This window comes from Flavobacterium sp. TR2 (genome assembly GCF_025252405.1).
Taxonomy (GTDB): domain Bacteria; phylum Bacteroidota; class Bacteroidia; order Flavobacteriales; family Flavobacteriaceae; genus Flavobacterium.
Genome location: NZ_CP104307.1, coordinates 2,381,455 through 2,399,542, shown reverse-complemented (window position 1 = coordinate 2,399,542; position 18,088 = coordinate 2,381,455). Strand labels below are relative to the sequence as shown.

7 protein-coding genes are annotated in these 18,088 nt (G+C 32.9%); all 7 read right to left on the bottom strand.

Annotation, left to right across the window (positions count from 1 at the left end):
- Positions 1 to 137: 137 nt before the first annotated feature.
- Positions 138 to 2,585 (bottom strand): outer membrane beta-barrel family protein, encoded by a 2,448-nt coding sequence (locus N4T20_RS10565; RefSeq protein WP_260672964.1) that lies wholly within the window; start codon positions 2,583 to 2,585, stop codon positions 138 to 140.
- Between the two features lie 365 nt (positions 2,586 to 2,950).
- Positions 2,951 to 3,316 (bottom strand): hypothetical protein, encoded by a 366-nt coding sequence (locus N4T20_RS10560; RefSeq protein WP_260672963.1) that lies wholly within the window; start codon positions 3,314 to 3,316, stop codon positions 2,951 to 2,953.
- 69 nt (positions 3,317 to 3,385) lie between these two features.
- On the bottom strand, positions 3,386 to 4,741 hold the full coding sequence (locus N4T20_RS10555) for a M56 family metallopeptidase (protein WP_260672962.1): 1,356 nt from the start codon (positions 4,739 to 4,741) through the stop codon (positions 3,386 to 3,388).
- A gap of 16 nt (positions 4,742 to 4,757) precedes the next feature.
- The gene (locus tag N4T20_RS10550) at positions 4,758 to 5,138 is read right to left on the bottom strand and encodes a BlaI/MecI/CopY family transcriptional regulator (RefSeq protein WP_260672961.1); all 381 of its coding nucleotides are present in this window, start codon (positions 5,136 to 5,138) and stop codon (positions 4,758 to 4,760) included.
- 91 nt (positions 5,139 to 5,229) lie between these two features.
- The gene (locus N4T20_RS10545; protein ID WP_260672960.1) at positions 5,230 to 5,931 is read right to left on the bottom strand and encodes a thioesterase II family protein; all 702 of its coding nucleotides are present in this window, start codon (positions 5,929 to 5,931) and stop codon (positions 5,230 to 5,232) included.
- An 87-nt stretch (positions 5,932 to 6,018) separates the two neighbouring features.
- Positions 6,019 to 7,647 carry an MBL fold metallo-hydrolase gene (locus N4T20_RS10540; RefSeq protein WP_260672959.1) on the bottom strand — a complete coding sequence of 543 codons (1,629 nt, stop codon included), beginning with the start codon at positions 7,645 to 7,647 and terminating at the stop codon, positions 6,019 to 6,021.
- 35 nt (positions 7,648 to 7,682) lie between these two features.
- Positions 7,683 to 18,062 (bottom strand): non-ribosomal peptide synthetase, encoded by a 10,380-nt coding sequence (locus N4T20_RS10535; RefSeq protein WP_260672958.1) that lies wholly within the window; start codon positions 18,060 to 18,062, stop codon positions 7,683 to 7,685.
- Between the last annotated feature and the right edge of the window lie 26 nt (positions 18,063 to 18,088).

Below are 18,088 nucleotides of genomic sequence, written 5' to 3'. Positions count from 1 at the left end.
TTTTAAATTCAAAATGATTTCTGGTAAAATTTTTCCAATTTCCAATTTGAGACACTCGTTTCTTCAACATCTCTCATAATTGCATATTGGAATCTTTAATTTTATGTCTTTTTCAAAAAAAAGTTTTCAAACAATAATTATTTAATTCTACTTCTTTCACTATCTATACTGTTGTTTTCACGCTCTTGCTTAGAAATTTTATCTCCAAAATTATACGTAAAAGACAATCTAATCTGCCTTGTATTACTCAAACTCTTGTAATCAGCTGTTGTATTGATAAGATTATTTATGATTCCTTTATTGATATTTGTTCTAAAAATATCTGTGAAGACCAATTTCAATGAGCTTCTGGTCGATAATTTTTTACTCAGCGCTATATCAACAAACCAGTATGGACTCGTAATAAATTGGGCTACATAGGTCTTTCCTACATACTTGCCCAATAATTCAATATTCCAATCTTTCTTGAGTTTAAATTGAAATATGGGGTCAATGGTAAAATTAAAACCATAGTTTTTTAATTCGGTGCCAGAAAATTCGCTTCTGCTGTCTCTATAAGATAATTGAGCATTTCCACTGAAAATCAACCAGGTAAAAATGTTAAAAGAAGAACTAATCGAAAGGTTTGAAACCTGAGTTTTTCCTATGTTCCCAGGTTTGCTATAATATATGCCATCTACAATTTGTATGGTTTCTTGAATCTCATCCTTAATTTTACTATATCCAAGATTAACATTCAAAAGACTTTTATACGAATAGACAAACTCTATACTATTAGCATACGATGGTTTTAAATATGGATTTCCTTCATAAAAAGTTAGTTTATCTACCTGAATAACAACTGGATTCAAATCTTGATAAAATGGTCTGTCAATTCGTTTTCCGTAATTAATCCCTATAGTATTATTGGCTAAAGAATCTAATTTATAAGATACATACAGGGTAGGAAACAAATTATCATAATGTGTTGTATTCTTGACCCTGGGCTTTATTTCATTTCCTAATTGTTCTCCACTAAGTTTAACATTTTCATACCTAAGTCCCAGCTGCATCGAAAACCTTCCAAAATTTCCATTCGAGTTAGCGTATAAAGCGGTGATGTTCTCATTGTATAAAAATGTATTATTCTGATTTAGGTTTGGCGTCGAAACATTGTCCACAATATCCACATAATTACTTTCATTATTTGTTTTGGTATAACTGTGTTTAAATCCTGATTCAATGGTTATTTTTTCGCTCAGCTGATTGGAATAATCTAATTTTCCAGAGTGAACCTTTACAGTAGAAGCCGATCCTCCTACCAGCATATCTGAATATTCCTCATTTGGAAGAATTATTGTATTTGTAAATTCTTGAAAAGGATCTGTATCATATGACAAGTAATCCAAGTTTACACTGAAATCACTCTTCTCATTAAACTTATGATTAAGGTTTAGGTTTATCCCGCTATTTCTGAATTTATTATCAGAATCTCCTCTTGTTTTTATAATTGAATCAAGGGCTTGTGACGAATTGTATAAAAAATTATGGGTATTATCAATATCATTGCCACTCCAAATTAAACCATCAGTAACTATTCCGATTACTGTATTTTTTGAAAGATTATAGTCTGCGCCAAATTTAAGACTGAATAGTATGCCATCCCCAACATTTTTGGTTTCCTGTCTGCTATAATTGCCTGTATCTGTATAATTTCTATTAATATAAAGATCCTGAAAACGTTTTTTATAACCAATATTGCCATTCAGAAATACATTATAATTCTCTTTTTTCTTATTCAGATTAAAGGTTGTGTTATACTCTGTGTATTTATGCTGCCTCACTCCCAAGACTACATTTCCGTTTTCTCCTTCTTTTTTACTCTTTTTTAATTTGATGTTGATCACTCCCCCATTTCCTGCCGCTTCATATTTTGCAGGCGGGTTTGTCATCATTTCAATTTTGTCGACATTATCTGAAGACAAACCGCTTAAATAACTTTCAAGTTGGACTCCTGACAAATAAGTTGGGCGGTCATCTACAAAAATGGTAACATTTGATTTCCCATTGAGGCTTACAACTCCCTGATCGTTTATACTAGTTCCGGGCGCTTTTTTTAATAATTCTAAAGCCGTGATTCCAGTATTTGATTCTAAAGCGTCAACATTTAAAATAGTACGATCGATTTTAGTCTCAACAAAATTCTTTTTCTTTTGATATACCAAAACATCGTTCAAGTTTTCTATTTTCATTGCCTTGACCATCTCTATAGGCTGCAATTGTTTTTGATTATCATCTTTTATAGTAATGACAGCAGTCTTGAACGTATCGTAATCATCGTGAATAATTTTAATGATATAGTGACCGCTTTTCAGGTTTTTAAAATTAAAATCTCCTTTATCTTGAGATAATTCACTCTTTATTAAGGTTTCATTCTCATTATTCAACAAAAGAATTGTCGCAAAAATTATTGGCTCTTTATTCCCCGCATCAATGACGCTTCCTGAAATTGATGCATTTGAGTTTTGTCCATATATTGAGTTAGATAGAGAAATAATTAGACATAGTAAAGCGATATAATTTATACGACTATAATAGTACTTCATTTTATTTTATTTTATTTTATTTTTTTAATATCTCACATTACGCAAAATGCTGTCAAACAACTAGCTTTAAAAATTTACACTGTTAGCAAATCATTTTTAATGTTCTTTGTTTGCGTCATTCCAGCTTTAAATAGGCTAAAATGGACAAAACATAATGGGTAATGTAAGTTAATATATGTAACAAGGCTACCTCTGAGAAATACCGTGAAGTAGACTCAAGCTTTTTTAGGTTAATAAAATTTAAGGAATGAAAAATTAGTATTAGACTATTGAAAATATTGAATTGATACTAATTCTAAAAGTAAGAGCATTAATAAAAGAATCTATTAAAAAACAAACTTTAGCATAATTGCAAAAGACTTCGATTATTTCATCTTATAGTTTTTGCAAATGTTCCATTTAGTATTTTTCTTGATGTATTTACTTGCATACCTTTGTTGTATTTCAGATTTTTGCAGAACTCCGTTTATTATAAATTCTTTATTATTTAGCATATAAGACAACTTTCCAGCACCCGCTACTGCTAATTTTTCTTTATATATTTCATTACTTATTTCTTCAATCAGTTTTTCAACATTACTTACCTCCGAAGACTCTTTTATAGCTTGTCCTGTAATTCCTGTAAAAGTTCGTTCATTTACTTTTGGCTCTTTTTGATTATTTTGCGCCAGACCGACAGCAGTAATGAAGAACATTAGCGAAGCTGCAATCAAAGTTTTAGTTGTTTTCATAATTCATTTAGTTTTTTAGTTAAGATTATTTGATTTTATAGTATGATTCTAAAAAGAAATCAGATCATTTTACTTTTTTATTTTAAAATTATAGCATATACGCCAATCACTCTTCTTTATATATTTGCTTTGGTATCTATTAAAAATCTCATCAGATTGCACTACTCCGTTAATAATGAGCTGATTATTATCTAATAGAAAAGATACTTTTTCGGCATTATTCGTTATAAGTTTTTCATCGCTCATTTGGTTAATCATTCTGTTTAAGACAGATACTATATTCCTGCCTTCTTTTTCAGATAATGTATTAGCGGTAATCCCAGTTAAAATAATATAATCACTATCTGCCGGAGAGTTGGCAATTTCATTTGTCAAGGTTTCCGGCTGTGTATTGAATATATTGTAAAGCTTTAGTTGATAAATAAAACCTACGAGTAAAACAAAAAGGAATATTGAGAAGCTATGAAATGCAGATATCTTGATTTTATTAAAAGAATTCTGTCCATTAAGTATGATACGTTCCACTCTGTCCAGCAAAATCTCATTATTACTGGCAAAACCAACTGCCAGCTCTTGATTTCCAACATTCATTTGGGCACAGATATATAAGGCACTGATGTAATCTTTTTTGTTGTGGGTGATTTTTAAGACAGCATCGTCACAACATTTCTCTCTTTCGATTCTGATAAGATTAGACAACCACAGCAAAGGCAAATTAAAAAAGAAGATCACTTCTAATAGATTTTGCACTAAGTTTATAATTGTGTCATATCGTTTTATATGAATGAGTTCATGATAGATAACCGCTTCAAGTTGGTCTGAAGATAGACCCGTTGTGAGTTGGATTGGTATTAATACAATTGGTTTAAAAAATCCAAAAACAGCTGGCGAACTAATTGCAGACGAAAGATATACTTTGACATTTTTTTTGATTCCTATCTTGTTACAATATTGTAGAATTTTACTATTCCAGTCGCCATTCAGTTCTATTTTGTTTTTGAAAATTAAACTTCTTATATTTTGAATTCCCAAAAGCAACTTAATCATTTTGTAACAAAATATGAAACTCCATACCAAGGTTATTTCTAACGCGAAATCATAAATTTTAAGGTATACTGTTTTAAAAAACAGGAAAGATTCTGGCATTTGTACCACGTTAGGATTATAATTTCCATCATTGTGAGACAAAATGGGCAAAACAACCTGATGATGAATGGTTTCGTAAGGATTACTTATATGTGTTATCCCAAAAAACACAATAGCTGCAACAAAAACAAATAAGAATGCTACCAACACATTATAGCGCAGCTGTGCTTTGCAATGTGAAGATAAAAGCATAAATACATAGGTGATAACTGCCAGTATAATACCAAACACAAAAGAACTAATAAATACATACAATAGTGTTTTATAAATAGCTTCCATTTGCTTCCAGTTTAGTTTAGTTCATTTTATCTAATATATTCTTAATCTTCAACAGCTCTTCTTTTGAGTTTTTTTTATTTCCAACCAATTGCATCATCAAATTTTCTACAGAACCATCAAATATTTTGCTTAAAAAAGTTTCTAATAAAAAAGTTTTGGTTTTTTCTTGGTCTTCAACTACATTATATAAATGTTTAATATTACTTTCATCTCTATACAAAATACCTTTTTCTTTCATAATCTGCATTAGCTTTAAAGTGGTTGTATATTTCACTACACGTTCCCCTTCTTCATTCAATTTATCATTTACGAAACGAACACTAGAAGCACCATGCTTCCAAAGTATGCTTAAGATTTCTATTTCTGATTTTGTTGGTTCAACTTTCCTGCTTTCCATAAGTTTCTTTAATTTTGATTTTTTAAAGGTACGAATATTTTCGTACTAAAGAATATTTTTACAAAAAATATCAACTTACAGGAATATTTACCTACGTTAAAATTTTATATTCGTTATAACTAGCCTCAAAAATTTGAATTAATTTATCTGCATTATCGTATATAAAAAAATGGTTTCCATTTAATATATAGGAATTAAACTCAGAAAGTGTGTGTGTTTTCCAATTGGAAATGCTGCCCGCATATTTCTCCAAATCTCCCATTACAGCAATGATTGGAGCTTTTACGATCGTATTTTCAACAAAAGTATCTCCCTCAACTATTTTAAAATCGGCTCTAAGTATCGGCAGCACAAAATCCAGCAATTCTTCGCTTTGCAATAATTCTTCTGTCAATCCGCCTAATTCTTTAAGCATACTAATAAAATCGGCTCTGTCTAAATCAGATCTTTTTCTTTCAGTTACCACGCCGGGACCTGGGTTTCCGCTTACTATTAAACATTGCGGCGGCGTATTATTTTTTTCTAACAAATCTGTTACTCCCAATGCCAAAGTAGCGCCCAAACTGTGCCCGTAAATCATAAAAGGCGCACCATTAAGCATCGTAATGATTTGCGAATAAATATCATTAATTGCCTCTTGATAGGAGGTTAATAATTTTTCTTTTATTCTTTTTCCTCTGCCTGGAAGCTCTAGTGGTATCATTTCAAAATCTGTATTAATAGATTTTAAAAATTCAAATGAGTATATATTTCCTCCTGCAAAATGTAATAAAAACAGTTGCTTTTTTTTCATGTAATTAAATTTGATTAATAAAGCCTTGTCTTGCCGTATCAAAACAAGGCTTTATATAAGTTAATTCATTATGGATTATCCGTAAAATTAATTAAGCATTAACTCATTTTTCATTTCATAATCATATAGCAGCTCTTTTTCTCCAAACAATCTTTCGGCAATAATTCCTTTTTCTTTACAGGTATTTATTAAATTATTTGATTCAATGATAGCAAGAGATTCCTCAGTATATTTTATGCTGCTTATAAATTCCAGCCAAGGTTCCATTCCCATGGCATACACATAAGCTTCTTTAGGTTTGAATATATCAACTAGAGAAAGTCCTCTTTGACTATCACAGCCTGCTAATCTTCTGGATTGATCATCTTCTCTATTTACATCCTGGGTCATAAGACAGCCATAGAGCCAGCTTAAAGGAGCTCCTGCACATTCCATTCCTAAAAATAAAACATCTACATTTCCTTTTATTCTATGGATATGTTCGTAGAGTCTTGGCTCCATTACCCTTGAATCGGCAACAAACAAAAAGCTTAATTCATTTATTGCGATATGGAAGCAAGATTTTGCTCTAATGTTAAGATCACTGTGTTCGCCAGTAAATGGTAAACCGGTAATAGTACAATTCTCAAATTTAATTTCTTGCATCTCATCTATTTCAATTACATTTTTAAACCCTATGCTTTCAAAGGCTAATTTGATGCTTGGGTCCTGAAGCGCGCCACTTGTTGTTACAGGCACTATGATGTTTTTGATTTTATGTCTAAGTGGCAATAGTGTTTCCAATACAATATGATCTTGATGATTGTGTGTTATTAATACATAATCAATAACATCCGGCAAGTCAATATCTGAGAAATGTTCTACCGTAGATTCGTATCCATAATAGCTGATTAAAGGGTCTACAAGAATACTAACATCTTTGGTCTCAATTAAAATACAAGCATGACCCAAATAACGCATTCTGGCTTTGTCTCCTGTATATTTTTTATAAGTTGGATGCTCTTTCTTAGTAAAAAAAGTTCTGAATAGCTCCATTTGATCTTGTGTAACGCCTAATTCCTCTGCAACATCCTCAATAGATCCTGGATTTCTTTTCATTCTGCTCAAAGTATCAATTCCTTTATGATCAAACGGAATATCCAACTGCAATACCTTAGGATCTTCTAATTGCGGCGTGCTCAAACAAAACGGACGTTCGTCATTCAATGTTTCCCATAAGGAAATAGATTGCGATTGTTTAGAATAAAAAGGGCTATGATACAATAACGATTCAAAAAAACGAAACGAAACATTATTATTTAAATCATAAACCAGTTCTACATATCCTTTTAAGATTTCCGGAACTTCTTTGTACAATGGTTCTAGAGAGGCTCCTTTTGCTTTGGATTTTAGCATTTTATCCAATTCTTTTATTGCATCAGATAATGCTATAGCGTTAGCCTGCTTATCGAGAATTTCGGCTTTTAGTTCTTTTATTTCTTCTACCCTTCTTGTTTCATAGTCCATAAAAGGACCTCCCAGCATTTTAGGATTTTTAACTGCCGCTTCATGAATCATAGGTGCTTGGATATAGGAATTCATGATTTTTAAATGTCGTTCAACAATATTCATTGCAGCTGTTGCGGGCGAGATTAAATGTGTCCAGGCGTACCATTTATCTACTAATGGACCAATAATAACGTTCGGTTTGAAATAATACTCTTCTTTAATTTCCATGATCTTAATAATTTATATTTTAAGTTTGTTTGATTTTAAATTGTTTCTATACTCGTTTTTTCAGAAATACTATTGAATACTTCACGATAGATTTCAAAATTTTGCTCAGAGACTGCATCCCAATGCGTACCTAGTAAATAATGGTGCGCGTAATTTCCGGTTGTGTAATTCTGCCAACTCTGCATATTACTCTTAAATTCATTATCGGAAGCCTCAAAAGCATAGATATTGCTGGAAATTTTCCCTTCAAGCTGATACGCGTTATTAAGCATCAAATTATTTTTTAGAAAAGACAGAATATGTTTTTCTTGTTCTTTATCCAGCTTTATAACCTTCTTAAATTCTTCAAGTAACCAATTGGCCAAAATATCTATGTCTTGTAAATCTTTTTGGTCTATATCTATACTAGATGGCCTGTCTACCAGAATTAAATCTATTTTACTATAGTGTTTTTCGAGTTCTTTCACTATTTCAAATGCAATGGCTGATCCCATAGAATATCCAAATACTATAAATGGTTCGTCAGGTTGATTATTTTTAATCTCTTCAATGAAAGACTTTGCCATTTCCTCGACAGATTGACTGAATTCTTCCTTGTGTTCAAAACCTTTGTATTGTAGTCCGATTGAATCAAATTCGTTGCTCAAAACTTTGGCTAAAGGATTATACAAGATCGAACTACCTGTTAATGGCGGAATGAAATAAATCGTGTTATTACGATTATTAACCTGCAAGTTTATTAGCAATGAATTTGATTTTTCTTTATCTGAAGCCAATCTTTTTATGGTTGGCCTGTTATAAATATCCTTTATAGAAAGATTCATATCGAGTTTTCTTTTTAACATGGACTGCAATTTGATCGCTCTTAAACTATGGCCGCCTATTTCAAAAAAGTTATCTGTAACACTTATTTCTTTTTTAGATAGAATTTCTTTCCATATCTGAAGAATATTTTCTTCCAGATCATTCTCAGGTTTTACTATTTCAATGGTCTGTGCTCCCGATTCTGTAGAGATAGCTAATAATTTTTTAGCATCCAGTTTACCATTTAATGTAAGCGGCAGCGTATCAAGCTTAACGTAATAGTTAGGAATCATGTACTCAGGAAGTTTCTTTTGCAGGAAATTTTTAATTCCTTTTACATCCAGCTCCGTACTACTTATTACAAAAGCAACAAGGTCTAACTCATTTGATGAAGATTTTCTGGCTAGTACAGCTGCAGAATCTAATGTCTCAATCTCTAATAAACATTGCTCTATTTCGCCCAATTCAATTCTAAATCCTCTAATTTTAAATTGGTTGTCATTTCTCCCTGCATAAATGATATTGCCATCAGGAGTCCATTTTCCTATATCTCCCGTTTTGTACATTTTTTCACCTAGAACAAAAGGATTTTCCACAAACTTTTCATCTGTTAATTCTTTACGGTTTAGATAGCCTCTTGCCAGTCCTGCTCCTGCTAAATAGATTTCTCCCGAACATCCTATAGGGACAAGGTTATTATGAGGATCCAGAATGTAGATAGAAGTATTCCAAATAGGTTTTCCAATTGGTATAACCGCATCTTCTTTTGAGGTCGTATAATACGTAACATCTATAGAAGCTTCTGTTGGCCCATATAAATTTTGTATAGGAGTCTTTAATTTTTCATACCACTTTTTAACGGTGTTTAATTGCAACGCTTCTCCACTGGTGATAACCTGTTTTAAACTGCTCAGATTGCTAAAATCATACGATTCATCAAATAAACTGTCAATAAAAACATCTAACATACTTGGCACAAAATGCAAACAGGTTACTTTATGTTTTTTTATTAATGATTCTATATTTTGCGGAATACTGACATCTTCATCTGAACATAAAATCATTTTTGCGCCCCAGCATAAAGGCATGAAAATTTCCCAAACAGAAACATCAAAGGTGAATGTCGTTTTTTGTAAAATAACATCTTGATGCGTGTAATTAAATGCTTCCCACATCCACTGTATCCTATTTACCACGCCTCTATGCTCTAGTATACATCCTTTCGGGTTTCCTGTAGAACCGGAGGTATAAAGTACATAGGCAATATCTGTAGGTTTATTGATTAATGTTAGATTCTCTTTAGAGTAATTTTCTGCTACCGCATGAAACTCTTTAAGCACTTTTGCATCTATGATCAATGCACTCGAACTGTCCTGAACAATATAATCAATACGATCCTGAGGATGTTTAGGATCTATTGGCACATAAGCTCCTCCTATTTTGTGTATTGCCAAAATTGATATGATCATCCACTCACTTCTAGGCAATGCTACAGCCACTAAGTCATTTGCACCTAAGGTATAGTTTGATCTCAGATAGTTTGCTAATTGGTTTGATCTTTCGTTTAGTTCGTAGAATGTTAGCTCTGTTTGCTGAAATACCAATGCAATTTCATTTGGAGCATTTTCTACTTGTTGTGCAAATAACGCTGCCAGTGTTGTTTCAGACGGAAATTCATGCTTAGTATTATTAAATTCATGCAGCAAAGTATGTTTTTCCTCTGCACTTAAATAATCAATTGATTTTAGCAATTGATTTGGAGAAGCAATGAATGATCTTAGTATAGAAAAATACAAATCATTTACTTGTTCTACAGTTAATCCTGATTTCAGTTTTTTTGTTAACGAAAGACTTGCGTGATAAAGGTCGCCTGTGGTGTTTACATTAAAATCTAAAAATGTATTCGTTTTATTGGATCCTATTAACGAAAGGCTTTCTTCTTTTTCATCCTGATTAACATTTTCTCTGATTTCGCTTTTTATCTTATCGTATGTGTAAAAATCAACATAGTTAAAATAAACATCAAAAAATGGGTTCTCATTAGCATATTGATTATCAGACAAACTAGCTATTTGCAATAAACTTAGTCTTTCATATTTTTTTAATGCGATTAATTTATTCTGAACTTCAATTATAAAATCCTTCACTGTTACATTATAATCAATGGTAAAACGCAGTGGAATCGTATTTAAAAAACATCCTAAAATTTTATCTCCGTCTTGGCAGCTTGGTCTGTTATTGGTAACCAAACCTGTTACTATGTCCGGATCTGAATTTAAGATACTTAACATATACAGGTAAGCACTCAAAGAAATCTCTTTTACGGTCGAACTAAGATTTGCAGCAAGATGCTTTAATTCGTTCACTTCATTTTCAGACAATACATTTCCGTAAATACTATTTACAGGCGTATTGGTAAATATGTTTAGTTTACTATGATCCTGCAGTTCTTCTTTCCAATACGACTGGATTTTGGCATCTTTTTTATCAATCTCATGTTCAACCACATAGTTTTTATAACTGGCTTTTATTTTTTCAGGTTTAAATGTAATGTCTTCTAAAAGGGCCAGATACAAGTTATTTAACTCTGTTAAAAGCATAGAATCACTCCAGCCATCAATAATAGCATGATGACATTGAGAAACAAAGACAATATTATCATCACCAATATTAAATGCTGCCATTCTAAAAAGCGGTGCATTACTAACATCAAACGGGTTTAGCAATTCAGACTGAAGAAACGCTCCTATAACATTTTCTTTTTCTTTTAAAGAACCTAAATGAGATAAATCTTCGTATAAAACAGGAACCTCAACATTTTTATACACAATTTGAACTTCCTGCTCATAATCCTGCATATTAAAACCTGTTCTTAAAATCTCATGTTTGTCAACCATTAACTGCATTGCCAGCCTAAAAACCGAAATGTCAAAATTTACAAATTGTCTTTGGTTAATCATTTGATCGTGATAGATACTTGTTCCTTCATATAATAAAGACTCGTATATCATTCCTTTTTGGATATCACTCATAGGATACAAATCTTCTATAGCTTCAGATTTATCTTCATCTAAAGATTCTAAAATATTGTATTTCAAAACATTCATATAGTCCAGAACGTTCTTTCTGACTTCTATGCCTTCTTCTTTTTTGCTGTCAAGTGATTTCTTATTGTTGATTATAAACTCTGATAATTTCGATATGCTGTCATACACATAGATATCTGAAATGCTGATCTCTAATTGCATTGTATTATAAATAGCGTTAACAATTTTCAGCACCTTAATAGAGTCTCCTCCTAAATCAAAGAATCGATCATTTACACCAATTTTTTCTTTATCAAGAATATTTTCCCAGATACCTGCTAAGAGTTTTTCTTCTTCCGTTTGCGGAGCAACGTATTCTTCTCCGCTTCTGGTCTCAGAACCGCCAATTTCTAATAATGCTTTGGTATCTATTTTTCCATTTGGAGTTAAAGGGAAAGTTTTCAAAATAATAAACTGAGTCGGTATGGCGTAACCAGGCAGCAAATCTTTTAAGTTGTATTTAAGATCTGAAGTATTTAAGATTTCATCTGATAATAAATAAGCAAACAGCTCATTGTCACCTGATTTATTTTCTTTTGTTAAAACCACAGCTGCTTTTACAAATTCAGATTTTTCAATCGCGTATTGCACCTCTCCTAGTTCTATGCGATATCCTCTTACCTTAACCTGATTGTCTTTTCTGCCAAGAAATTCAATTTCTCCTGCTGCATTCCATCTTCCTAAATCTCCAGTTTTGTACATCCTACCCGCTTTATTAAACGGATCTTTTACAAATTTTTGTTGGGTTAATTCCGGATTATTCAGATAGCCTTTTGTAACTCCATTACCGCCAATGTACAATTCGCCTATTACACCTGTAGGAACCAGATCTTCTTTTTCGTTTAAGATATAAATAAGGGAATTGGCAATTGGTTTTCCAATAGTTGCTGTTACCGGTTTTCCTTCTTCATATTTATGAACTGTACTCCAAACCGAACATTCTGTAGGACCATATTCATTAAACAACTGGCAACCAGACTGGCCTATATTGCTCTTAAAATGATCTTCGATCAAGCTTATCGGGCAAGTTTCACCGGCTACGGTCACTTCTTCAAGAGCTGTTTCTTTGCCTTGCAAAGCCGTTAAAAGCAATTTATAATAAGACGGCACAGTTAATAAATGACTTACTTTTTGCGCAACAATATAATCGGCAATAAAACTTACATTACCAATATTTGCATTCGTAGTAATTGCTAATTTTCCCCCATTGCTTAATGTGCCGAATATTCCTGCTATCGAACTATCAAAAGCTACAGACGACAATAATAAGAAACACTTTATTGGAGCGTAAACATAATTTCTTGGTGTCAATGAATGCTGCAAATTACCATGCGTTACCATAACTCCTTTAGGATTTCCTGTAGATCCTGAAGTATAAATAATATAAGCCAAATGCTCCGGCAATATGCTTACTTCTGGAGCGGTAACCAGATCTGTTAAAGTCTCCAGCTGTAAATCCATTGCAAATATTCCTCCCTGATAATACGATAAATCAAAGATGTAATCTGATTGTGTAAGCAATACTTTTACATTGGTATCTTGTAAGATGAATTCTTTTCTAGAAGCCGGATAATCAGGATCAATAGGCACGTAAGCGGCTCCTGATTTAAGGATTCCTAAAATTCCAATGAACATCAACTCTGATCTGTCCATCATTATTCCGACAAAATCATTGGCCTGAATCTTATAATTTTCAAGTAAAAAATGAGCCAGCTGATTCGAACGTTCATCTAATTCACGATACGTTAATTCAGTCCTTTCAAAAGCTATAGCAATGGCTTCCGGATTATTAACAACCTGCTCGTTTATGATGTCTATGACCGTTTTTGATTTGTCATAGTCTATTTTTACTGAATTAAAATCTAACAAATGCTGCTTTTCTTCTTGAGATAGCCACTTAACTTCTTGAACTGGCAGTTCTGGATCTTCTAATAAAGCAATTAATAAATGCTCCAGATGATTCCCAAATTGTTCAATTCTCTCAGAATCAAATACGTCACTATTGTAAATGATGCTTGTACCTAAACCATGCTGGGATTCGACAAAATTAAACACTAAATCAAACACACTAGAATGAGGCATTTCACCTTCAAAACTACTCACTGTTAAATTTTTTAATCCTATATCATTAGTATCCTGATTATTCTGAACGATAACCTGAACGTCAAATAATGGGTTACGGCTCATATCTCTAGTGATGTTTAGTGATGAAACTAACTCGTCAAAAGGATATAATTGGTGTTCGTGAGCACCTAAAACAACTTCTTTTACTTTGGATAAAACATTTTTGAAAGTATCGTTCTTTGAAAAACGGGTTCTTAGAGCCAAAGTATTTACATAAAAACCAATTTGATTTTCTAAATCGGCGTGATCCCTTCCTGCAATTGGACTTCCAATCGTGATATCTTCCTGATTGGTGTAGTGATAAAACAATACGTTAACCGCACTTAATAATCCCATGAACAAAGTAGATTCCTGTGTTTTAAGAAATTCACTCAATTTATGGCTTAACTCACTTGGTATTATTTTATTATAAACGCCTCCATTGTATGTTTTTATAATAGGACGCTGTTTTCCTCCTGATAAATCCAAAATTGGCAAATCGTCTTTGAACTGATTGATCCAATATCCTTTATGAAAATCTAATCTGGAGTCGCTTAATTCTTTAAGCTGCCATGATGAATAATCTTTGTATTGAATGCTCAATGGCGTTAATGCTGGTGATTCTCCTGTTAATAAAGTATTATAAAGATGTAATAATTCGTTCACAATGATTCCCATAGACCAACCGTCGCTGATAATATGGTGAATAACATTACTAAATACCCAGCTGTTTTCTGATTGTCTGTAGATGCTCGCTTTTATTAATTCGCCTGATGATAAATTGAATGGAGCCAATACATCTTCTGCCAGATATTTTTCAAGAACTGATCTTTCAGCTCCTCTCAAATCTATATTTTTTAATTTAAAAGAGATATTTTCAGGCTCAATAACATATTGCAATATTTCTCTTTGATCATCTTCTTTAAAAGAGGTCCTCAAGATTTCGTGACGCTTAATTAATTCTATAAATGCTTGTTCTAAAACAGCAGCATCCAATACTCCTTCAAAAACATAAGCACCGGACATATTATAAGCAATGTTAGCTGCTTCATACTGGCTTAATATCCATAAACGGCGCTGCATAAGCGACAATGGATAACCATTTTGTTTCGCCAAAACCGGAATTTTGTTATAACCTGAATGCTGTCCTTCAATAATTAATTTGCTTTGAGAAATCAGAGTAGGATGAGCAAATAAATCTTTTAGATACAATTTTACCTGGAATTCCTTGTGAATCTTACTGATTAATTTAGTCGCTTTTAAACTATGGCCTCCTAAATCAAAAAAGTTATCTTCAAGACCTATTTGTGAGATACTCAAAACTTCTTCCCACAACTGTGCTAGCGCTTTTTCTATTGCAGTAGAGGGTTGTTTATAATCTGTCGTTCTGTTTGATGTAGTGATTTCAGGCAATGGCAATTTAGAACGGTCTATTTTTCCATTTACGGTTAATGGAAAACTATCGAGAACTTCTATATAAGCTGGAATCATGTAAGCCGGCAAAAGAGTTGACATCCAGTGTTTGATATCCTGAATATTTGCAGGGCTGTTTAGCGTTATATAAGCCGCCAATACTTTTTCTGCCAGATTATCTTCGTGAACGACTACCAATGCCGAATTTATAAACTCATGCTGAGACAATACGTTTTCGATCTCGCCTAATTCAATTCTGAAGCCTCGTAATTTTATCTGGTTGTCTTTTCTTCCTAAAAACTCTACGGTACCATCTTTCAGCCATCTTCCTAAATCTCCGGTTTTGTACAAACGTTGGTTTTCTTTAAAAGGATTTGGGATAAATTTTTCATGCGTCAATTCAGGCTGATTAAGATATCCTCTTGACAATCCTGCTCCTCCTAGAGAAATTTCGCCGACAACACCTTTTGGTACCAAATGGTTGCTTTTGTCTAGTATATAAACACTGCTGTTAGTGATTGGTTTTCCTATGGGAATATTATTGCTGCTCACTTTTTCTACTTTATGAGTTAAAGAGAAAGTGGTATTTTCTGTTGGTCCATATCCGTTTATGATTTCTAAATCTGGATAATGATTTTTCAACTTGTTAATATGAGCAGCAGATAATTTATCACCTCCTGCCAATACGGTTTTCAGCCCCTGAAAAAGTTGAATATTTTCATCAATTAACTGATTTAATAATCCAACAGTAAACCACATAATAGTAATGGATTCTTGTTTTATTATTTTTGATAAATCATCAGATAAAAGTTCATTTTCATCACATAAAACTAATTTTCCGCCGTTGAGCAGCATACTCCAATATTCAAAAGTGGTCGCATCAAATGAAAACGAACCTGTAGACAATAGGACGGAGCTTGGTTCTATATTGATATAATTCGACTTTTTCACTAATCGCATAATCCCTCTGTCTTCTATTAAAACGCCTTTTGGCCTTCCTGTAGATCCTGAGGTGTACATCACATAAGCCAGACTGGACAGATCTCTGGAGCAGATGTCTTTTTCCTTGGAATAGTCCCCAATGCTGGATTCGAAATCCAATAGGAGTTCTGGCGTGATGACAATCTTACTTTTTGTATCAGATACGATAAAGTCTATTCTTTCTTGCGGATAATCCAAAGCGATTGGAACATAGGCGCAGCCTGCTTTTAAAATGCCTAGAATCGATATGATCTGCCAATGGCTTTTAGGCAGGGCTATGGCTATTAGATCTTCCAAAGCCAACTCACTATGCTTCTCTAAATAATGGCTGAATTGGCTGCTCAAACCATCCAGCTCGCTATACGTCAACGAGATTTCACCATAGATCAGTGCGGTCTTATCTGGAACCAAAGCGACTTGCTCCTTAAACAATCCAAGTAAAGAAATCCCTTCTTCATATGCTGTTTCTGTCGTGTTGCAATCCACCAATAGTTCGTGTTTCTCTAACGCATTTAAACAGGAAATCTCAGAGAGTTCCTGTTTTGGAGAAGCAACTATTCCTTCCAGCAGCTGCTCCATATGCAGCAAGAGCTGCTCACACAAGCTTTTACTGAAAATATCGCTATTGTATTCTATTACTACCCTTAAGCTGTCTGCTATTTCGATAAATGTAAATGTTAAATCATATTTACTTGATTCATTTTCAATTAAATTATCGTACTGATCCAAATCAGTTTGAACTAAATTATTTTCATTTTGAACAGAAATCATTACGTCAAATAATGCGCCCCTGCTTACATCTCTTTTAATGTTTAAATCATCTAAAAGCTCATCAAAAGGGTAATCTTGATGTTTAAAGGCATTAAGCGTATTTTCCTTTACCTTTCCGAAAAGAACTTCAAAACTATCTTCCGATGTAAATGCAGTGCGAAGTGCCAGAGTGTTTACATAAAAGCCTATTTGATCGTGAAGCACGGGATTGCTTCTTCCAGAAATCGGACTTCCTATGATAAATTCTTCCTGGCCTGTATATTTATGCAATACTGCATTTAAAAGGCTTAGACACCCCATAAACAACGTGCCTTCATTGGCTTTGTAAAACGTTTTGAACTGCTCATAAAGTGCCGTGTCAATTTTACGCTCTACTGTTCCTCCGTTATAGGTTTTTATTGCCGGACGGGGAAAGTCTCCAAAATGGGATAATGTTGGCAGATCGCCTTTTAAATGTTCCAGCCAATAAGCCTTGTCTTTTTCTAAATGACCATTTGCCAGCTGGTCCTGCTGCCATACGGCGTAGTCTTTATATTGGATTTCTAATGGTTTGTTTTTAACAGGCTGGCCATTTTTTCTGGCGTTATAATTTTCTAATAATTCATTAGTTATGACATTCATGGACCAGCTGTCCGTAATAATATGATGCATTACAAAAGAGAAAATCCATTTATTATCTCTAATGCGAATGAGTTTCCCTTTAAATAATGAATCCTTTTCTAAATTGAAAAGAGTAGTATATTCCTTTTCTATTATTTCCTTAAGCTTTTCCTCATCGTTATCAACATCAATTTGCGTAAATGGAAAAATAAATTCTTCTTCTGATTGTATGTACTGCCTAAGGTCTCCATTTTCATTTTCCTTAAAAATCGTTCTTAGAACCTCATGTCGATTTATTAAATCCCGAAGCGAATTCAAAAAAGCGTCTACATCAATTTCCTCATCTATAATTTGAATCCCTGGCATATTATAAGATCTATTCGATTCATCTATCTGACTTAGCACCCACAATCTGTGCTGAGATGATGACAAAGGATAATCATTGCTTTTTGAGGCTGCAGGGATTTGTTTGTAATCTGTTATTTTAGATTCTGAATATTGATTAATTAAACTAATTAAACTTTCTTTATTGGCTTTAATTTCATTTAATAACACTTCGTTTAAAACTCCTTTAGGCGCTTTAATATCCAATGTATCGTTAACTACTTTTAAATTGATATTCAGTGTTTTTAACCTTGTAAATAAATCGTTAACCATGATTATATTTTTTACTTGTTTATATT